The sequence below is a fragment of the Chloracidobacterium sp. genome (genome assembly GCA_016715795.1).
Classification (GTDB): Bacteria; Acidobacteriota; Blastocatellia; order Pyrinomonadales; family Pyrinomonadaceae; genus OLB17.
Map to the genome: position 1 here is coordinate 2,138,818 of JADJXP010000002.1, position 21,259 is coordinate 2,160,076.

Here is a 21,259-nt window from a genome sequence, read left to right on the forward strand (position 1 = left end):
CCGGATAGACTCACTTGCGTATATTTTTTATCAGGACGATATCTTGATTTCGCGAGCCGCGCGCGACAGCCAAACGTGTGCCTTCGGGGTTGAGAGCAAATTGAGCGATCTGGAATTCTTTGAAAGCGGTAAGCGGCGTCGGCTTCGTGCCGTCAAGCGGTTGAGTCCAGATGTTGGACGTCGTGCCGAGCGTGTTTACGAACAGGATGCCGTTGCCGGTTCTATTCCAGGCTATGCCGGGGTTCATACTCGCGGTGGCGGGCAGTTCAATAATTTTTAGCGGCGCGCCGCCGTCGATCGAAACGATGCCGAGCTTTAAGGGTTTGTCTTTTTCGCGGATAAAATAGGCGACCGATCTGCCGTCGCGGGAAATCGCCGGCGAAATTGAATCTACATCAGTTAATCTGACGGCCTCTCCGCCTTTGAGTGGAGTTTTCCAGATGCGGAATACGCCGTCGGCCCGGCTCGTGTGAACCACCCAATCTTCATTCGCCGAAGCCGCCGCAAAAGCCGCATCGCCGTTCTCCACGACCTGCCGCACATTTTGCCCTTCGGAATCCATCTGAAAAAACGTGTTGCCGGGTAATAATTCTTTCGTGACAGGATCAACTATCCGGCTGAAAAAAGTTATCCGGTCGCCGCCGACCGAAAGTGATGGGAAAGTTTTCATGAAGGCATAACCCTCGGTTAAGGGCTTCGGATTGCCGCCGTCCGCATCCATGCGCCAGATATTCTGGGCACCGCCTTCGCTCGAAACAAACACGATCTTGCCATCCTTTGTCCACGCGATGCCGCGTTCGCCATCGTCGGCCGCGGTTTTTGAATTAATGCCGACCGCGCTCGAAAAATCACTTTCCATCGTTAGCCAGATGCCCATCGAATATTCGCGCTGAACCGCTACGATCGTTTGAGAATCAGCCGTCAAACTGAGATCTTCGTAGCTGGAAAGATCGTTAGTCACATTTTGAACTTCGCCGCTCGGATATGAAGCGTATCGTATCTGGTAACGCTGCCCCATATCCGCGGCATACGGCGTATAGATCAAGCCTTTTCCATCATTCACCCAAGCGATCTGACTGATGCGAAGCAGTTTCTCTTCCTTCAATGGAATTCGCGTCTCGGTGCCGGTGGCCACATCAACCACCGCCATTCCGCCCGCGTATGTCGCGCCGCGCGTCAAGGTCGGAACCGCGATCAGTTTTCCGTCGGGCGACCAGGAAACTTCATCCCCGTAAACTTCGGGGTATTTGCGGGTCTTTAAGATGCGTTCGTTGCCCGCTTCGTCGGCGATGACGATCGAATTATCTGCTTCCGAAACTCTGATAAAAGCTGTTTGTTTGCCGTCGGGAGAAAATGAGATTTGGCTTTCAACGCCGGTGATTATTTTGCGCCGATTGCGTCCGAGCGTCGTCATTTGAAAAAGCGAAGACGGCTGACCGACACCGTCCGGACCGACAAAGTAGAGATAATTTCCATCCGGCGAAAACCTCAAATAATCGTATTTCGCGTTTCCTGGCGGAACGATCTGCGTATCGCCCGCACTCGCCGTCTGCCGCAGCCAGAGGCTGTGCCGTCCGCCCTCGTCTTTGGCGTAGGCGATATATTTGCCGTCTGGCGAAATGGCAACCGACACAGCCAAGCCATGCGCGGTCAGGACATCCAGCTTAGTTGATTGAAAGTTGTTGGTGGACGAGTCTTTCGACAAGAAATACACCCAATAGACACCGGCAGCCAATCCCAGGATCAAAACCGGCGCGATCAGCCAAGCCGCCGACAACTTTGAACTCGATATTATCCCGCTGTTAGGTCGCGTCGGTTGGCGGCCCTTCGGATCGGTCTGTAACACCGTCTTGCCGGTGAAAGCGTGATCATACGAGCCTGTCTGAGAATCGCTCAGCAGGTTCTTCAGGTCGTTACGCAGATCCGCGAATGTTTGGTAACGCACATTGCGGTCTTTTTCCAGAGCGTGCCTGATCATCTGATCCAATGGCTTTGGAATTTCTGCATTTGATTCACAAACCGATGGCACCGTCTGACTGATCGTTGAATTGGTTACCGAATTTCTTACCCCGCCAAACGGCACCACGCCCGTCAGCATTTCGTATAACACCACTCCAAAACTAAAAATGTCAGTCCGCGTATCGATACGTTCGCCGAGTGCTTGTTCCGGCGACATGTAATTGATCGTGCCCATAACGCGATTTGGCGCCGTCAGGTCGCGGGTATCATGATCTCCCGAATCAGCCGCCATCAGTTTCGCCAACCCGAAATCCAGGACCTTCACGATGCCGTCCTCGCGGACCATTATGTTGGCGGGTTTGATATCGCGGTGGATAATGCCGACCGAGTGTGCCGACTCGAGAGCCCCGGTGATCTGCAAGGCGATATTGACGGCTTCCCGCCATGGCATGGGCTTGTCGGCGATCAAATGACGCAACGTGTGTCCGTCAACAAACTCGGTCGCCATGAAACTTGTGTTTTCGGTTTCTTCGATCCCGTAGATCGTAATGATATTCGGATGATTGAGCGCCGAAACGGCGCGGGCTTCCTTTTCAAAGCGCTTCTTGCGTTCATTGTCTGTCGAAAATTCCGGCGGCAGTATTTTGAGAGCGGCCTTGCGACGAAGCTTTGTGTCCTCGGCAAGATAAACCTCACCCATGCCGCCGGTGTCCAACAGTTTTATGATCTTGTAATGGGCTATGACCTTACCCGTTAGGTCCGTCCTGCTTACCTCTTCCGCAAACATCTCGGCAGCCAGAGCTTCGGGCCGCGATCCCAAAAAGTTGTCAGGCTCGCTATCAACATTGAGAAAAGATTCGACCTCGCCGCGCAGCGCGGCGTCATCGCCGCACATGTTGTTCAAGACGGATTCACGCTCGTCCGGCGGACTTTCCACCACAGCGTTGTAGATATCTTCGATCTGTTTCAGCCTTTTGGAGTCCATACGAAGGTCACTGCTCAACCGTCAATTCACGCAGCAGCCAGGTTCGGGCAAAACGCCAGTCGCGTTTGACGGTGTCGGTCGAAATTTTTAGGACTTCGGCGACCTCTTCATTAGTGATGCCGCCAAAATATTTCAATTCGACGACGCGACTCTTGCGCCCATCGAGGATCGCGAGACTCTTTAGAGCATCGTCGAGGGCAATAATGTCTTTCGAATGATCCGTTGCAACGCGAGCATTCTCCGCGAGCGTCACTTTTTCCTGCCAGCCGCCGCGTTTTTGGCTGCTTTTTGAACGCGCGTAATCGACCAGTATATGCCTCATCGCAGAGGCAGCGACGCCGAAGAAATGCGCGCGGTTTTGCCAATTCTGTTCGCCCTGTTTGGCAAGTTTGAGATACGCCTCATGTATCAACTCAGTGGTTTGAAACGTATGGCCCGACGGTTGACGCCGCATATGATTTCTTGCCATGCGACGCAGTTCGTCATAAATAAGCGGCATTAGCTGCTCGAGGGCTTGATCGTCACCTTTCGCCCAATCAGCCAGCAAGAGGGTAATCTCATGCGAATCGTCGATGGCCATCTATTTTCTCAGGAATTTCTACGGTGATTATAGAACGACACCTCGAAAAAAAAGAATTGGGTCATGCCCCTTTTTGATAGCGTTTCTCGTTTAGATAAGCAGGAAACAATAAACGGCAGAGCGGCTGCTTGAAACGAGTGCGGCGGCCTCTCAGAACAAGCCTCAGTCTCTGCACTCAAATTGAATAAGAAAAGGAGATCATTATGAAGCGTAGCATTATTCTAGTCTGTTCGCTCTTCGTCCTTATGCTGACGATGAGCATCGCCACATCCGCACAGGTCAAGCGGCCGTATCACGACGGCTCGGTTTGGACGATCGGCGTCATTCAGATAAAGCCGGGCATGGGGTCCGCATACATGAACTATCTCGCCACCGACTGGAAACGAAACCAGGAAGCCATGAAAAAGGCCGGCATAATCCTGTCATATATGGTGATCTCGACCGAGAGCCATAGCCCGAATGACTGGAACCTGCTCCTACTGACCGAATACAAGGATCTCGCGACCATGGAGGCCAATGAAGACAAGGCAGACAATCTGGCACAAACGGTCGTCGGCAACGATGCCGCGCAAATGCAGGGCTATCGCGACCGATTGCAGATCCGCGAAGTACTGGGCGACCGTCTCGCCCGGCAGATCGTGCTTGAGCCAAAGCAATAAGGAAGCAATACAGAGTCACAGGGAACCTCGGAATCAAGCCGGGGTCTCTGTGTTCTCTGTGGCGTTGTGGTAAGTTTCTCTCTAACCGGAGAGAGTAAAAAAATGCGCGACGAAAAGATCGTGCTGACCGCACGTTTGAACGTGAAAAGCTTAGGACGTTATTCTAGCTCAATAACTGCCATTTCGTACGGGTGTAGGCGATGTTGAAGCCGTTCTTCTGGGCGTTCTTCTGCGACTGGCTCCCGGGCGAGGCAGCCATCATAGCGAGGGTGCAGCCGTTGTTGGTGGCTAATTCAAGCCTCGCCGACAACAAAGCATTCTGACAACCGCGATTGCGTGCCTCGGGCACAGTGCTCGCGCCGGCAAGAAGCGCTGTGTCCTTGTACACGAACATGATTCCCGTCCCTGCCGCCTGACCATCGATCTCGGCAAGCCAGGGGAACGAACCGGCACATTGCGCGCTCACTTGGCCAAAATTGAACAATGAATTCCGCCAGGCTCTCGTGCTCGGTCGCCCAGCCCGCTGCCGAGGTTCGGGCCCACAGCTCAACCTCGTCGTCGGCAATGACACGGGTTACGATCAATCCATCAGTTTGCGAGGTTTCCCTTGTGCTGAGATCTAAGAAGAGCAAATTTGACTGCTCGATTGGACGATAACCGCGCTCGATCAGCATCGACATCAACGACTGATCGGCCAGCGGGCTGATCTCGTGGTGCGTCGCCGCCCCGCGGGAGAAAAAAAACTCCTCGATCTCGTCAAAAACTTTGTTGGTCGTCGGTTCGAACATGCCCAGGCCAAACGTCTGCGTACACGGCGAATCAACTCCATCAAACATCGCATACGCCCCGCCGACCTCGATCCAACAGGCACCGCTATCGGGTCGCAGACGTGCCCGTGTCTCGATAAAATCAGCATTCGCGCGTGCCTCAGCACGTTCGAGCCTTTGAGCAAGTTCACGGTCGGCGTGGATCATCAGATCCTCACGCACTCGCCGCGTTTGATGAACTGGCCGTCGCCTTGTTTACCGGTGTGTTCGCCGTTTCGGATGACGACACGGCCGCGTGAGAGGACCGTTTCGACCTTGCCTTTGATCGTCCAGCCTTCGTAGGAGGAATAATCGACGTTCATGTGTTCGTGCTCGACGCCAAATGTCGTCTCGTCGTTCGGGTCGAAGATGACGATGTCTGCGTCCGAGCCGACCGCGATAGTTCCCTTTTTCGGGAACATGCCGAACATCTTGGCGGCGGTAGTCGAGGTGAGTTCAACAAAGCGATTGAGCGAAATTCGATTCTCGACAACGCCGCCGTTGTAGATGAGGGCGAGGCGATTTTCAACGCCGGGAGCGCCGTTCGGGATCTTTGTGAAATCGCCGAGGCCGAGCTCTTTTTGCTCTTTCATGCAGAATGGACAGTGGTCGGTCGAGATCACCTGCAGATCGTCCATCTTGAGGCCTTTCCAAAGCTCACCGCAGTTATGCTTCTCGCGCAGCGGCGGTGTCATCACGTACTTCGCCCCGTCCCAGCCGTCGCCGTAATCGTCGATATTGTGAAACAGATATTGCGGACAGGTTTCGGCAAACGCCGGAATTCCCCGATCTCTAGCTTGCCGCACCTGGTTTAGCGCGTCCGTGCACGACAGATGCACGATGTAAACCGGCGACTCAGCCATCTCGGCTATCGCGATAGCGCGATGTACGCCTTCGGCCTCGGCGATGGTTGGGCGAGTAACCGCGTGATATTTCGGAGCGGTTCGTCCGTCGGCGAGAAACCGCTTGATGATCTCGTTGATGACGATCCCATTTTCGGCGTGCATACAGATGAGGCCGCCGCTGTTTCCCGCCGCAGACATTGCCCGAAATATCGTCGCATCGTCCGCCAAAAACACGCCCGGATACGCCATGAACAGCTTGAACGAAGTGATGCCTTCGTCCATCAGCGAATACATCTCTTTCTCGCTGCCGTCCTCAAACTCGGTCGTGATCAGATGAAAACCATAGTCGATGCAAGTCTTCCCTTCCGCCTTCTTACGCCACGCATCGACACCCGCAGTCATTGATTCGCCCTTCGTCTGCACCGCAAAATCAATGATCGTCGTCGTCCCGCCATGGGCAGCCGCCCGCGTACCGGTAAAAAAATCGTCGGAGCTTTGAGTCCCGCCAAACGGCAATTCCATATGCGTATGCGGATCGATCCCGCCGGGAATGACAAGCTTGCCCGATGCGTCGATAACGACATCGGCCTCGACATCGAGGGACTTGCCAATAGTCGTCACCGTCTCGCCATCGATAAAGATGTCGGCGATGTAATCGTCAACCGCAGTGACCACTCGTCCGTTTTTGATCAAGGTTCTCATAAACTCAGTCTTCGTCCGAGAATGCTTGTTTAAGCGCGTATAGTTCCTTAAGCCCTGGAGTATCTTTCTCGCGGCCAGCTTCGGTTTTCGCACGGATCAGGCCATCAATCGAGAGGATTCTAACCTCGTTCCCATCAATATCGACGATAACACTGTCGTTGACCGCATCGAGATAGGTTCCAACGCCCTTTACCTCGCCCAGCAGATCAATGTTTCCAAGAGTGGTGTCAAACGTAAAATTTGTCCCGTTGTACAACGTTGCCACATCCCAGACGAATGGGAGATCATCAGGAATTCCTCTCGGCCTTGGCTCAAATGGCGCTAAGGCTTCAGCTATTTTTTTTAGATTCTCTCTTTCGCGGGAGTAACAAATGTCTAGGTCTTGTGTCAGGTAAGAAGAACCATGACTACGAATCGCCATACCGCCAACGACAACAAAATCAACACGATGTTGTGCAAGTGTAATGATGGCTTCGACCAACAGGCTCATTTATTCTTCTTTGCTTTCGCTTTACGGATTGCATCGGCAAGGACATCTAAACCATTATTGATGTCATCATTCTTTCGCAACCGTTCTTCCGGGGTCAGACGCAGGTTCGAGACCAACAGCGTAAGATCGATGCCGTAGTCCCTCGCCTCGGCGATCTTGCTTCCGGGACGCGGGTTTAGCAGTTTCTCTTCGGGCGTTCTCATAGGATTATTCTAACTCAAGACAGCGCGATTTAGACGGTAAACCGCAAGCTGCGATCAATCCCCCAGCAGCGATTTCCCAATTGTGGTCACCGCATCGCCGTTGATGAAGATATCGGCGACATAGTCGTCACCCGCGGTCACAACTCGCCCGTTCTTGATTAGAGTGCTCATATCTTTTTTTCAATGACTAAATTTACCGTCCAGTCGCCGACTTCGTCAGGATCAATCCCTCTATGGCTGGCGCCGTCAAGCAGCCAATTCGAATCGCCACCAAGGGCCGCCGCCGGGGCGTGGATGATGTGAACGCATATTAAATCGTCTGTTTTTGAGTACTGTATTTTCACTAATTACGGTACTTCAATGAATTCGGTGTTCACATATACGAATCCATGCTTTTCAACGCCGTAATACCAAGTACGGACGTTTTGCGATTCCACACTTCAAACCTTACGAGTAATTTCATAATTCTCAGTCCCATTGTAAACCTCCCCCGATTTTCCTGATGATTCATTCCGGCAGATTCATCCGTTTCAACAGATCTTTGAATCGCGGGTCGTTGCGCAAATTATCCAGAGTGATCTCCGTCTTTAGCAGCACCATATAAAAGGTGCGTTCCGTATATCCCCGTTCAAGCCACTCAAAGGCCTGATCTTTGTCATTTAGTCCGGCGTAAACGCAGGCGATGTTGTATGGAGAAACGTATCGATGCTTTGATAATTCCTTCAATTCTTCCAGCACTTTTTTGGCTTCCGCTTGTTTTCCCGCCATAGCATAGACAAAACCGAGGTATCCCAAACTTGACGGATTTGCATCTACCAAGCGAGCCTTTTCAAGAGCCGCAATAGCTTCCGGATATTGTTTCTTCCGCCCATATGCCAAGCCCAGAGTTTGATAAGACCCCCAATAATCAGGGTCTATCTCAAGCGCTTTTCGACTCTGTTCGATCGACCGGTCGTACATGCCCGCCGCCAACAAGTTACCCGCCATGTCCAGGTTTGCGAGCAAGTCGAGCGGCGTTCGCTGCATCACAACTTCCTGTGCTTTGACGGATTCCTCCAGCCTGCCCATCGCTGAAAGATACACCGGATAATAAACGGGATATGCCAGATCAAGTTCGTTGGCTCGCTTCCAATGTTTTTCGGCCGACGCCCAATCCCACTCGTACCAGAACGCACTTCTCCCACGTAGATAGTGGGCCTCGGCAAGCGTATCGTCCAATTCAAGTGCCTTTATCGTCGCTGGAATCGTCTTTGACTCTGCCTCGGTGGCAGGCAAATAGTATCCACTTGAAAATGCGTAAGCGTTCGCCATGCCCACGTATGCCAGCGTATAGTTCGGGTCAATGGCAATTGCTTGTTGATAAAATTCAATGCCCTTCTTGTAACCGTCTTCTGTGTATTTTGACAGATAAAAATTGCCTTTGAGATAGAGTTGGTACGCTTCCGGATTAGTCGTGTAAGTTTTGGTTACCTTCGTTACATCTTCGCCTGTAAGTTTGTTTTTGATCTTGACCGACACGTCGCGGGCAATGTCCGCCTGAAGCGTGACAAGATCCGACTGCTTGCGGTTGTAGGTCTCGCTCCAAACAACTTTATCCAGCGAAATATCTATCAACTCGACAAAGAGTGAGATGTCCTGCCCACGCTGCACCACGCGCCCGTTCAAGATCGCCTGAACATTCAGCTCTTTGCCGATAGTCTGCGGATCGGTCTCCTTGCCTTTGTAACGAAACACAGAAGATCGAGGCTTGACGTTTAAATTTGGCAGTTGGGACAAGCTGCTTATCAGTGTCTCGGTCATACCGTCACTCAGGTATTCGACATCCGCATTGCCGCTTTCATTGACAAAAGGCATTACAGCGATAGATTCGATCTGTTTGGTGTTTGAAGCAAAGTATCGATAGCCAAAAAACCCGCCAAGCACGATCACCGCCAACCCCAACGCAGTCAACAGCGGCTTCGCCGCCCTATTTGCGGAAAGGCTCCGCTTTTCCGAAGCCTCACCAATACTTTTTTGTGGCTCCGCCGCCGCTTCGGTCGTGTGGATAAACGGACGGGTCTTTGCCTCATCGAACTGGCCGCCCGCTGACGCCGCTCGGTCTGACAGGATCGCCGTGGCTGGTTCATCGGGCGACGGTACGGAACCCTGGACAAGCGCAGCTCCATCTTCGAGACAGTAGAGCAGAGTGTCGTCGGCGTAGTTTCGCCGGCATTCAGGGCAGCGTTTCATATTCGCAGCTGAGTTAAGGTTGATTCAGGAATCCGAGCACCACATTTTGAAACTTTCTGTAGTTCTTCTCAAGCAAAATTGCGTGGCCGCCGTCGGGAAGAAAGGCGTAGCTTTTGTAATTGGTTCCGAGCTTTTCAAAAAATTCCAGCGTTTGTGCTTCGGTACCCAGGAAATCCTTTTCAGGACGAATAATTAGCGTAGGAACCTTAATCGCAGCAGGGTCTATAAGCGGCAGTTTGGTCAGCATATCGACTCTCACGCCGTTCGGGGCTTTCGGTACTTCTTTCAGGGCTTCTTTGACATACAGGTCAACAACATCGGGCTCAAATTGCCCGGGAATAAAATCCGACCTCGCACCGGCTTCGTCAGTCTTGCGGTATTGTTCGGTTGGCGGCGCGGGAAGTCTCATTCCCGGCGGCGGCTTCCATGCCATCGCGAACAGGATCAGCTTTTCTACCTTTTCCGGATGCCGCATCGTGAAAAGGCCGGTTGTCTGCGTTCCCCACGACCAGCCGAGGATATTCATTTTCTCGACACCGCGGAGCTTTGTGATGTATTCGACAGCCGCGCCAATATCGCCGGCGGCCGACGACGTGTCCGACCAATCCTTGTCGGTCTTTTCCGACCTGCCGTAGCCGTGAATGTCGATCGCCCAGACGTCATAGCCGTTCCTGGCGAGAAAATCCATCAGCGAATAGTCGCGTATCTGCAAGTCAAAATCCGGCCGTCCCGTCCACGTTGCTCCGTGAACCAACAGCACGATCTTCTTAGTCTTCGCGAGAGTCTTCGAAAAATCCTTGTGGTATTTCTCCCACAGATAAACCTTCAAACCATTGCTTGAAACATAATGGTCCTTACCGACAATTCCATTTGTCGTCGCCGCCTTCTGTGCATTAGCAACGACTGCGAGCACCGACATCAACGCAATAGAAATAAGAAAATTTCTGATCATCAGTTCAAGTTACCATTTTCGATATTCGACACGACAACTAGCAAAGAGAAAACCCCGCATCTAATGCCTCGACAAGCCGATCAACTGTGTCTGTTGTCGTATTCAGCATCATTCCGGTGCGGATGACATTGCCGTAGAGGCCGCCTTTGCCGATGAGGACGCCACGGCGTTTTGTCTCTTCAAAGACTTTCAGGACAGCTTCGGGATTTGGCTCTTTGGTTTTTGGGTCTTTCACGAGTTCGATGGCCTGCATGATGCCCATTCCGCGAACATCGCCGATTATGGGGTATTTCTGCTGGAGTTCGAGCAGACGGTCGTGGAAATAGTCGCCGACCACGCGGCAGTTTGTGCGGAGGTCGTCTTCCTCGATCACTTTTATAACGGCAAGGCCGACGGCGGTCGAGACAGGATTTCCGCCGAAGGTCGAGAACGTAAGGCCCGGAAACGCGTTCGCGACCTCCTCGGTCGCTATCGTCCAGCCGATGGGCACACCGTTGCCCATGCCCTTGGCAGATGTGATCATATCGGGCTCAACGCCGTAGTGTTCGATACCGAACCATTTGTCGCCCGTGCGGCCCCACGCAGTCTGAACCTCGTCAGAAATAAAGAGGCCGCCGTGAGCCTTCGTGATCTCGTGGACCCGTTTGAAGTAATCCTTTGGCGGCACGATGAATCCGCCGGCGCCGAGGATCGTCTCGGACATAAACGCCGCGATCTCGCCCGTCGTCGTGGTCTTGATCAGTTCCTCAACGTCGTTCGCGCACGCGAGGCCGCAATTATCGGGCGTCGCATTGAACGGACAGCGGTAACAATATGGTGCGTGGGCATGAACAAATCCCGCCATCTGCGAGCCGATCGGCTTCCAGTTTGACTGTCCGACCGTCGAGAGCGCCGTCGCCGAGCGGCCGGCGTAGCTGTGCCTGAGCACGACTATCTCGTGGCGGCCCGTTGCGAGCTTTGCCGCAAGCACGGCCGTATCGTCAGCCTCAGTGCCGCTGTTGGTGAAGAACGACCTCTTCAGCTTGCCCGGCGTTATCTCAGCCAGCTTCTCCGCCAGGTCGCCCTGCGGCCCGTTGGCGTAGAGCGTCGAACCGTGTGCAAATGTGTTCACCTGATCGATCCATGCCTTGTTAACGCGCGGCTCGCCGTGGCCAAGGCTCACCGTCAGGACTCCGCCAAAGCAATCGAGATACTCGTTGCCGGCGTCGTCCCACACCTTCTCGCCCTCACCGCGAACGATGGCAATCGGCTCCTGGTAATACATATGCACGGCCGGAAAAAGGAACTCACGATGTTTCTCAATCGCACTCTTCAGCGACGATCTCTGTTCTGCTTGACTCATAATCTTTGCTCACAAAAACACGAAATATGACAAAAACGGTAGTCAATTCTACTCCATTTTTGCACGTTTCGTTGCTATCGAGATTGGAATTTATCGTCGGGCTCGCCTACTTTGGGGTCTTCGCGGGGGAGTTGACCTCCGTGATGCGCTGCCGGGCGTAGTTGTGATATTGCCCGTTCTCGCTGCTTACTTTTTCGTAGGCGGCGATTGCCTCAGCTTTCTTGCCCGCCAGTCGGTATGCCTCGCCGATGCCGTATTGTGCCATGGCAAGTTCCTTGTTCGTTAGGCCTTTAAGGGCAAGCACCTTTTGATACTGGGCGACAGCCATTTCGACTCGCCACGGAGCGTTTATCATCTGGAAGTATTCGCCAAACGATATCAATATCTTGGCCCGATCAGTCGGCTTGAGTTCGCGGGCCTTAACGGCTTTATCAAGCTCAGCATTCGCTAGCTTGAGGGCTTTTTGCCCGTCCGCACTCTTGTTCGCGGGGTCGATGAGCTGCGTTACCGCAAGGTCTTGATAGAGCTTTGCACGGTCCGCCGGTGCAGCTTTAGGCACGGCCAATCCGTCGTTTGCAGCCTTGCGGGCCTCGGTGAGTTTCGCGTTGTCGATATACAGGACAGCAAGAGTATCGTAGGCGTCGATCTTTTGTTCTGGTTCGGCTGCGGGAAGCTTTGTGATCATCTCGTTGGCGCCAAAATACGTACTCACGTCACTGATCCGCTTTCCGAGTTCAGCAAGGTCTTTGAGCGCGTCGGCCTTGATCTTGTCCGAGGCCTTCTCCGTCTTGATCGCTGCATCCAAGTCCTTCGCCGCCGCCTGGACCTGTTGGTCATCGAATCGGCCAAACATCTTATTTGTGCTATACGCGTTTGCCCGAGCGTTAAGAGCTCGGGCCTTCATATTGCCCGAGATGCCCGGCAGGTTGATGATCTTGGTAAATTCGTCGCGGGCCGTCTCTTTCCAGCCCTTGCCTCCGGACAACGGTTTCGGTAAATACTCGCTCTTGTAAGTACTCGAATAGATATCACCGATCAGCATCATCGCCTCGGCCTTTTTCTCGACGGTAATGCCCGCGAGGTCTGCGGCCTTGCGATAGGCGGCGACAGCCTCCGGAAACGATACAAGCGTCTTTGTCGTCCCGCCGTATTTTCCAGTGCGTGTGGTGACGGTACGGATGACCTTCTCGAGTGCACCGCCCCGTTTTACGAGTGCGTCATATCGCTGATCGTCGTTCGACGCGAGGCTGACCGCCTGATCATAGGCCGCCTCGGCAGCGGGAAAAGTATTCTTCTCTACAGCCGCCTTACCGGCAGCGATTGCGTCAGCGTATGTCTTGTAAACCGGCATCGCCGTGGGTGTCGGGGTCGCCGTTTGCGCGCTACATACGAAGACGAGCGCAAAAATAGCGGCAGCAGATCGAAGAAGAAGACTTTTCATAGAAGCCGAATGTCCTTTGATATCCAAAACTACTGTTTGAATTTTATGGAAGCTACAATACGCTTGTGCGCATCGCGCACACCGTCCCAGCGATTAAAGTGCCAAACTCGCACCTGCCACCGCTCTGTTCCGCGAGCGACGAAAATGATATTCGTTCCATCGTAAGCCTGTGTGGCCGAGATCTTGACGGCCTCTCCGGCGTTGATCGGATACGGCTCGTTCTTAAACTCCTTCCAGCTCGTATCTTTGGCCATTATCTGCTTCATAGAGTCCAGATAATCGGCCGCAAACTTCTTCACCTCAGGAGCGGTGAGGCCGCCGTAGTTGCGATATGAGACATCGATGGTGAGATTCTCCTTGTCCTTATCGCCCCAAGACCCGCAAACGGTCTGTCCCTTTGAAGTGGCAGACTGGCCGCATGGGCCTTCGGCTACTTGGGCAGGAAAGTCGAATAGCAGCCCTCCAAAATTAAAGGTCTTCCAGATCGCCGGAGGAAGTTTCGGCACGTCGACGGCGATTTCGCCCTCTTTTTTGAATGACGCGATGATCTGCTCGACCTTTGCCGCCGCTGCCTTGTCACCCGCATCGTGAACAAAGTTGAGTGTCACGTAGGTATTTGCCGTGCCGAAGTTGATCATCTTTTGCCTGACCTGTTTCTTGCTGTACGAATTGTAACGCTCTTGATCGATGACTGCGGCAGGTTCGCCAAGAAATGTCGTATCTTTTATGAACTTCGCACCCGCCGTTGGATCTTCGAAAACTATATCTACCATACTTTCGAGAGTCTGGCGAATTGTTGTGAATCCCTGATCCCATTTTAGATACTGAACGGTCGCCCACAGGCTGCCGTCCAACATTTCCCAGCGAACACGTGCCGTCATCTTTTCAAGCCCCGGATCGGGCTTGTCCACCTTGAGTACATACGGTACGGGCGACGCGACGCTTAATCCCGTTCCGGTCAATACCATTCGCTTCCAGGCCGCAGGAACACCGGCAGGCACGATCTTTGGCAAAACAGATGGTATTGCCTTTGCGGTCGCGACCGGAGACGGAGTTGGCTTTGCAGGCTGTATATTGTCAGGTGCGTTCACACCCGGGACGATGTCATTCGCCGCTTCGGTCAAGGTCTTGTCGCCGAACGGATATTTGATCTTCGCCTTTGCCTGAGCGTAGTCCGGCTTAATCTTGACCGCCGACCAATAGTCAGCCTGGGCCGCATCGCTCTTACCGAGTTTGTCGTAGATCAGGCCGCGTTCATAGTAAGAACGTGCAGCGAAGAGGCCCTTTGGATCCTTCGTGATCGATGATGTCAGGTCAGCGACGGCCTCGTTGTTCCGCCCCGTCTTCGCGTACAGGCCCGCACGATAGAAATATGCCATCGCCATCCCGTTAGAAACGCGGATCAGTTCGGTGTAATCTGCGATCGCCGCCGGATAATTCCGCAGGGTCTTGTAGGTTCCGGCACGCGTGATCAGAGCCTCCTCGAAACCGGGCTTTGCTTCAAGAGCCTTGGTGCATTCTGTTAAAGCGTCAGAATATTTGCCTTTTTCAAAACTCGCATCACACTTCTGCAGATGCTGCTCGGCCGTCTGCCCGCTGATCCCAATGACGGTGCCGGTTATCACAAATCCGATCGCAATGGCCTGCTTGAATCTCATCAGTATCTTCCCTTCTCGAGCTGCGCGGCCCGTAGTTCGTCGGCAGCCGCGAGCGCGGCATTACCCTTCGACTTATAGATCAGCGCCCTCGCACGGTATAGATTTGGGATCCGGGGATTTAGTTGTATCCCACGTTCGAAATCAGCCAGCGCCGCATCGAGGTCCTTTAGGTAGATCAGTGCGATCCCGCGGTTAAGATATGCATCGACGTAATCCGGCCGCCCTGATATCGCAAGGTCAAAGTCCTTTTTCGCTTTCTTCCAGTCTTCGGTCTTTACATAGGCCGTGCCGCGATTGTAGTAGGCGAGGGCCTCGTTCGGGCTGAGCTTTATAACTTGGTCAAAGTCTTTGATCGCGTCCTTCGGCCTTCCGAGATGATTTAGCAACAATGCTCCGCGTGCGAAATAGTGATCGGCACTCTTCGGATCGAGCTTGATCAACTGGGCGTAATAATCCGCTGCAAGTTGATATTTGCCCTGCTTCTCAGCGTCTGCCGCAGCCGCCGTTATCTCTCCGGTGGTGATCGGTGTCGTGTCGTTATTCTTCTTCGCCTGCTCGGTGACCTGCTGCAAGGTTGTGTTGTCCTGCGGTTTGTCCGCAACGAGTTTGTCAGACGGTTTTTCACCGCTGCGAAGAACGCGGAATTTCTCCGCAAGAATGTCGGCATATCTGGCAAGAACCTTTTTCGCCGCAAGCTTGTACAGGTCTCGTTTTGCCGTGATCACGAGCGGCGTGAAAGAGTGTCGCTCGCCGTTAAAGTATTTCGCCGTGCTGTATGCCGCCTTGCTCGCGTCCTCTCGCGGCTTGTCGGCAAAGCCGAACCGCTCGGCCACCGGCAGCTCACTCCGATACGTGTCAAACTTGTTCTTGGCATTGACCATGAAAACGTAGCTTTCCGGCACATTCATCAACCCGCCAATGCTGTAATCGGCATGAAAATAGGGGTCGCCGTAGAACCAACCCTGCCGATCCTGCTTGATGTCTGCTGAAAGCATTATCGACGCAAAATCCAGTACGACGTCGATCATCATCAGGTCGCCACCGGCTGTCTCGCCCGTCTTGGCCATCTTCTTGAGCTGGCCAAAGCCTACGATCTCCGGCGTGCCCTGCGGACGCCAGCGAAACAGCACGGGCCCGTCATGGGCATTCACTGACACCCAAGCCTGGCCATTCTTGCCGTCGTAATCGGCATTCTTGTCGTCGGCACGTTTCGCGAGACGGTCTAGGTAATATTCCGCCGTCTTAACGGCGTCGAACGATGTTGTCGCGATACCGATCTTGTTTAGACTAGCCGTCAGCGATCGGTAAAACTCATTCGTGATCTCTTCGAGATCGCCGGTCGTGAGGTCACTGTCTAGATACACGGTCACGTCAGCCGCATTGCGGCCGTTTGCCGCTGCTCGTGAGGTCACGGTCTTGAAGTGCACGCGTACCTGGCCGATGGCCAGTTTCTCGGTCTTCTTGGCCACGTCGGGCTTACCGAATGTTCCGGCCTTGACGTATTTGATCGTGTCATCTGCCAGCTTTCCGTAGGCTTGGGCGCATACTTGGCTTGCCGCGGTCGTAAGGATAATGAAAGAAAGTGCTATTGAAACTTGTCGCATAATTCACAAAATTAGAGTTCAGCAATATCGACGGAGAGGCGATGTCCCCGTAAATTGCCAAAACAGGATTAATGTCGGATCAGCCCGCCATGGTGAGGAGAAAGGCCTATGCTGGACCCCTTGATTACATGTTAATCTTATAAAAAGCAGTGGCCGAACGCAAAGAGAATGTCCGCAAACTGTTGGAAACCCGTGTCTTACAGCATGGTGACAAGCCCTTCCTTTTTGCTGCGGAGGACGACCGGTCGTGGACATATCGAAACTTTGATCGAGCCGTCGGCCAAACAGCAAATATGCTCCGCGCAAATGGTATTCGCAAGGGCGATGTTGTCAGTCTGTTGCTTACAAATTCACCCGAATACATCATCGCGTACTTCGCATGCTGGACGATCGGCGCCATCGCGGGGCCGGTCAATTCCCTTCTCAAGGCCGAAGAGATTGCATGGATCGTCAATAACTCCGGATCGAAACTACTGCTTGTTGACGGCGAGCATGTCCGAAGCCCGCACGTCAGTAAGGGCTCAACGATCACAACACAGGGCCTACCCGAAACGGCTCTGCCGCCGATAGTCCTATTTGACGACGTAAAAACCGCAACCGGAACATTTGCCGACGATCTCGAACCTGTCGATATCCAAACCGACGACGACGCTATCATCATCTACACCTCCGGGACCACCGGCAAGCCAAAGGGCTGTCTTCTCACCCACGGCAACCTGATCGCCAACGCCCGCCAGATCGCCGAATGGATGGGCTTTGGCCCCGATGACCGGCTGCTGACCGTGATGCCGCTTTTCCATATGAACGCCGTCTCGGTTACTACGATATCCGCTCTCTACGCAGGCGGCTCAACCGTCATCGCGCCGAAATTCTCTGCTTCACGATTTTGGGACATCATCGAAAAATATCAGATTACGTCGTTTGGCTCGGTCGCGACAATGCTGTCGATGCTCCTCGCAAAGTCAGAACCGCCTCCGTCAGGGGGCGGCCAGTTCCCGGCGCCAGATTCTACCAACTGGCCGCCCGCTCACGCAGGCGGTTCCGACTCGCTCCGTTTCGCCATGTGTGGCTCCGCACCGGTGCCCGTCGAGGTATTAGCGAAATTTGAGCAAACCTTCGGCGTTCTCGTTATCGAAGGCTACGGCCTGTCGGAATCGACGTGCCGGTCGACGTTCAATCCGCCGAACGAAGATCGCCGCCCGGGCTCTTGCGGTTTGCCGATAGGCAACGAAATGAAAGTAGTTGATGACGACAATATTGAGGTCCCTGACGGCGAGCTTGGCGAGATCGTGATGCGCGGAGCGAATATCTTCAAGGGCTATTTCATGAATGAAAAGGCAACGGCTGAGGCCTTTCGCGGCGGCTGGTTTCACACAGGCGACATCGGATATCGCGACGCAGACGGCTTCTACTACATCGCGGACCGCAAATCCGACATGATCATCCGCGGCGGCGAGAATATCTACCCGCGTGAGATCGATGACGTTCTGTATCGGCATCCGGCGGTTGCGGCCGCCGCATGCGTCGGCGTCCCCGACAAGCTTTACGGAGAAGAAGTAGCGGCGTTTATAGTGCTGAAGGCCAATGCAACCGCCACCGCCGACGATCTGACGGCCTTTTGCCGTGAACATCTCGCCGACTACAAATGCCCCAAGACAGTCCATTTCGTACCGGACATTCCCAAAGGCCCTACGGGCAAGCTCCTCAAACGGGAATTGTCAAAGCTTCTCGAGACGCTCTAGTTCCTTTTCGGCGGCGATGTAACCAAAGCTCGCCCATTGGTTGCCGTTCACGATCTTTCGAAAGATCTGCCGCGCTCGGATGCTGTCGCGGTTGTAGAGATACCAGTTACCGACGCCGTAGCCTAGTGACGCATTGGCGAGCGTATCGGCCTTGTCGTCGAGCATCTCAAGCAGCATCTCGGGCCGGACCTCGCCGCGATAGAGGCGGAGCAGTTTGAGATAGTCGTCATTCTCGATCACCTCGAAATCGCCATTGATCGGTTCGAGCACTTTCTCCGCTTCTCTAAAATTGTCGGTCCGCCTGAGCGTCATGTAATACCAATGCGAGGTCGCGGCGAGCATGTCCGGATTGGTCGAGACCTTGAGACATTCCTTGTAGGCATTGATTGCTCGCTTGAGATCACCCTTGAGGTAATACGCGAGGCCGAGGTGATACCAGATGTTAGATTGCAGTGTGCTGGTCGGGACGTTCTGAGCATTTGGCAATCCGTCGGGCTCAACCTCGTCGGGTTTGCCTTTTACGAGCTTCGCGGCCTTTTCAAGATCTGCAATGGCGGCATCGAAGCAACGGAGGGTGATGTACCGATGCCCGCGATGACGGTAGAGCCTCGCGTCATTCGGAAATTTGGAAATACCGATCGTAAGTACCTCGACCGCGTCCTTGTAATGTCCAAGATAGCCCTTGCGTCGTGCGAACCATATAAGATTATCGGCCGTCGGTTTCGTGGCATATTCTATCCCTGCTCGTTCGAGTTTTTGTGAATACTCAAGTCTCGTCTCGTCAGACAGGGGCGGTTTGACCTCTTTCGCCTCCTTTGCGCAGGGCTGGGCATAGGCGAGTCCGCCGGCAAATAGAGCAAGAGCAAGAGCCGCTAACATGTGTTTCATGGCGGTGATTCTAACAGATGCGGGCCGTCTGCCGCGACCCTCTTGCCGGAGAGGCAGCTAATAGCTATCAGCTAATAGCTATTAGCTACATTCAAAAACAGGCCTGATCCAGCTCATTAGGACAATGGCTGCTTGAAAAGTTCTTGATTTTTACGGCCTTTTGTGCTACGCTCTTGCACATGTGCAACATCGCGACACAATCGGCGTCTGGCCGCTCAGTAATACACGTGTCGTACAAATCATATTTTTGCGCGAGATCCGCGGAACACGCGCAAAAAACTACTGTAACTGTGTTTGCTGTCAACAGTTACAGCGTTCCGCCACATAGTGGAACACGGACGGAACACGGCGGAACGTTCCGGAACGGCCGGTCAGATTGCCTGATGCGGCATCTTGCGTAAGAATTGCCCTATGGAATTGAATACATTCGACTACAGGCTGCCCGCGTCGATACACGAGGCCCTCACGACCGAGGTCGCCGCCTGGCAGGCCGCCGACAAGATCACTCGCATCTGGAACAAGGACGCCTCGATCTGGACCGGCGATGACGAGGCCAAATGGCTCGGCTGGCTCGATATTGTCGATGAGGAATTGGCCGATCTCGCGAAATATCGTGAGCTGACGGCCGATATCGACGGCGCCGGTCTTACAGACGTCCTCCTGATGGGCATGGGCGGCTCGTCGCTGTGCCCTGAGGTGCTGGCGATTACGTTTGGCAAGACGCATTTTCATATCCTTGATTCGACAGTTCCCGCTCAAGTCAAGACGGTCGAAAACAAGCTTGATCTGGAAAGGACTCTGTTCATTGTTGCGAGTAAATCGGGCTCGACGCTGGAGCCGAACTGTTTCAAGCAGTATTTCTTCGAGCTCCTCGCAACGCGCGTTGGACGCGAGCAGGCCGGAAAGCAGTTCATCGCCATCACCGATCCCGGCTCAAAGATGGAGCAAGTCGCCCGCGACGATGGGTTTCGCCACATCTTTTACGGCAAGCCCGAGATCGGCGGCCGCTTCTCAGCCTTGTCGGCCTTCGGTATGGTCGCCGCCGCCTCGATGGGGCTCGATGTAGAGCAGTTCTTGAAGGAAACAAAGTCGATGATCGAAGCGTGCCGCAACCCGTTGCAGAAGCCCACGCGCAGTAAGGGCACCGACGCGGAAGATTCGCCCTCGAATCCCGCGGCTCTACTCGGTCTGATACTCGGCATTTGCCACCGCCACGGCCGCGACAAACTAACCATCTTCACCTCACCCGAGATCTACGACCTCGGCGCATGGATGGAACAGCTCGTAGCCGAATCGACAGGTAAGAACGGCGTCGCGATCATCCCGGTCGACCGCGAACCTGTTCTGAGTTCAAGCTTTAGCTTGTCAGACGTCTACGGCGATGACCGCCTGTTCGCATACATCACCCTAACAGGCGACGACCGCTTTGCCGATGACGCACGAGAGCTCGTCGCCGCCGGTCATCCGGTCATACAGATCGAAACACCAGCGACCGATACGCTCGGCCAGGAATTCTTCCGATGGGAATTCGCCACCGCCGTCGCCGGTGCTGTGATGGGCATCAACCCGTTCAACCAACCCGACGTCGAATCCGCAAAGATCGAGGCCCGAAAGATCACAGACGAATACGAGCAGAGCGGGAAACTGCCCGATGAATCACCGTTCTTCGAGGGGGACGGACTATCGTTCTTTGCAAGCGACCAATATGCCGCCGATCTGACCGCGACCGTCAGCGAACCGACCGCCACGGCGATACTCAACGCCCATCTCGACAATATCGAGCCTAATGATTACTTCGCTCTGCTCGCCTTTATCGAGATGACCGCCGAACACGAATCCCTGCTTCAGGCATTCCGCGAAAAGGTCCTTGATTCGCATCGCGTTGCCACCTGTCTCGGCTTTGGCCCGCGGTTCCTGCACTCGACCGGCCAAGCCTACAAGGGTGGGGCAAACAACGGCGTATTTCTCCAGATAACATCCGACGACAGTGCCGATTTGCCCGTGCCCGGGCAGAAATACACGTTCGGCGTCGTCAAAGCCGCCCAGGCTCGAGGTGATCTCCAAGTCCTCATCGACCGCGGCCGCCGCGTATTGCGTGTTCATATTGGGGCAAAAGTTGAAGCGGGTCTTCAACGCCTATTAAGCCTGATTTGAATTCAGCCGCAGATGTTATT

Annotated in this window: 15 protein-coding genes and 1 pseudogene; 3 read left to right on the top strand and 13 right to left on the bottom strand. The window is 53.9% G+C overall.

Annotation, left to right across the window (positions count from 1 at the left end):
- Positions 1-10: 10 nt before the first annotated feature.
- Positions 11-2,944: a protein kinase gene (locus tag IPM59_14870; protein ID MBK9216849.1), complete on the bottom strand. Its 2,934-nt coding sequence runs from the start codon at positions 2,942-2,944 to the stop codon at positions 11-13.
- Between the two features lie 7 nt (positions 2,945-2,951).
- Entirely contained in the window at positions 2,952-3,524 is a 573-nt protein-coding gene (locus IPM59_14875) for a sigma-70 family RNA polymerase sigma factor (protein MBK9216850.1), read from the bottom strand.
- A 203-nt stretch (positions 3,525-3,727) separates the two neighbouring features.
- Here IPM59_14875 and IPM59_14880 point away from each other — a divergent pair, with 203 nt between their 5' ends.
- The gene (locus tag IPM59_14880) at positions 3,728-4,183 is read left to right on the top strand and encodes a hypothetical protein (protein MBK9216851.1); all 456 of its coding nucleotides are present in this window, start codon (positions 3,728-3,730) and stop codon (positions 4,181-4,183) included.
- A 163-nt stretch (positions 4,184-4,346) separates the two neighbouring features.
- Here IPM59_14880 and IPM59_14885 read toward each other — a convergent pair.
- The 10 genes and pseudogenes from IPM59_14885 to IPM59_14930 form a co-directional block, all read right to left on the bottom strand.
- Positions 4,347-5,157: pseudogene (locus IPM59_14885) on the bottom strand (hypothetical protein).
- Positions 5,157-6,536, bottom strand: a complete 1,380-nt coding sequence (gene hydA / locus IPM59_14890) for a dihydropyrimidinase (GenBank protein MBK9216852.1) — start codon at positions 6,534-6,536, stop codon at positions 5,157-5,159. The pseudogene IPM59_14885 and the gene hydA overlap by 1 nt, the downstream one beginning before the upstream one ends.
- A gap of 4 nt (positions 6,537-6,540) precedes the next feature.
- The gene (locus IPM59_14895) at positions 6,541-7,026 is read right to left on the bottom strand and encodes a hypothetical protein (protein ID MBK9216853.1); all 486 of its coding nucleotides are present in this window, start codon (positions 7,024-7,026) and stop codon (positions 6,541-6,543) included.
- The gene (locus IPM59_14900; protein ID MBK9216854.1) at positions 7,023-7,229 is read right to left on the bottom strand and encodes a hypothetical protein; all 207 of its coding nucleotides are present in this window, start codon (positions 7,227-7,229) and stop codon (positions 7,023-7,025) included. The genes IPM59_14895 and IPM59_14900 overlap by 4 nt, the downstream gene beginning before the upstream one ends.
- Positions 7,230-7,736: 507 nt before the next feature.
- Positions 7,737-9,458 carry a hypothetical protein gene (locus IPM59_14905; protein ID MBK9216855.1) on the bottom strand — a complete coding sequence of 574 codons (1,722 nt, stop codon included), beginning with the start codon at positions 9,456-9,458 and terminating at the stop codon, positions 7,737-7,739.
- Positions 9,459-9,471: 13 nt separating this feature from the next.
- The gene (locus tag IPM59_14910; GenBank protein MBK9216856.1) at positions 9,472-10,410 is read right to left on the bottom strand and encodes an alpha/beta fold hydrolase; all 939 of its coding nucleotides are present in this window, start codon (positions 10,408-10,410) and stop codon (positions 9,472-9,474) included.
- A 37-nt stretch (positions 10,411-10,447) separates the two neighbouring features.
- Complete coding sequence (locus IPM59_14915; GenBank protein ID MBK9216857.1) at positions 10,448-11,752, bottom strand: aspartate aminotransferase family protein; 1,305 nt, start codon at positions 11,750-11,752, stop codon at positions 10,448-10,450.
- Positions 11,753-11,858: 106 nt separating this feature from the next.
- Positions 11,859-13,193 (bottom strand): hypothetical protein, encoded by a 1,335-nt coding sequence (locus tag IPM59_14920; GenBank protein MBK9216858.1) that lies wholly within the window; start codon positions 13,191-13,193, stop codon positions 11,859-11,861.
- 29 nt (positions 13,194-13,222) lie between these two features.
- A complete protein-coding gene (locus IPM59_14925) occupies positions 13,223-14,851 on the bottom strand; it encodes a tetratricopeptide repeat protein (protein ID MBK9216859.1) in 1,629 nt (542 codons plus the stop codon).
- Complete coding sequence (locus IPM59_14930; protein MBK9216860.1) at positions 14,851-16,455, bottom strand: tetratricopeptide repeat protein; 1,605 nt, start codon at positions 16,453-16,455, stop codon at positions 14,851-14,853. Before IPM59_14930 ends, IPM59_14925 begins: the two co-directional genes overlap by 1 nt.
- Positions 16,456-16,604: 149 nt before the next feature.
- Between IPM59_14930 and IPM59_14935 the strand changes: the two genes are divergently transcribed.
- The gene (locus IPM59_14935; GenBank protein ID MBK9216861.1) at positions 16,605-18,197 is read left to right on the top strand and encodes an AMP-binding protein; all 1,593 of its coding nucleotides are present in this window, start codon (positions 16,605-16,607) and stop codon (positions 18,195-18,197) included.
- Here the strand turns inward: IPM59_14935 and IPM59_14940 are convergent.
- Positions 18,174-19,085 (bottom strand): tetratricopeptide repeat protein, encoded by a 912-nt coding sequence (locus IPM59_14940; GenBank protein ID MBK9216862.1) that lies wholly within the window; start codon positions 19,083-19,085, stop codon positions 18,174-18,176. The two genes, IPM59_14935 and IPM59_14940, sit on opposite strands and share 24 nt — an antisense overlap.
- A 417-nt stretch (positions 19,086-19,502) precedes the next feature.
- Here IPM59_14940 and IPM59_14945 point away from each other — a divergent pair, with 417 nt between their 5' ends.
- A complete protein-coding gene (locus tag IPM59_14945) occupies positions 19,503-21,239 on the top strand; it encodes a bifunctional transaldolase/phosoglucose isomerase (protein ID MBK9216863.1) in 1,737 nt (578 codons plus the stop codon).
- Positions 21,240-21,259: the final 20 nt, after the last annotated feature.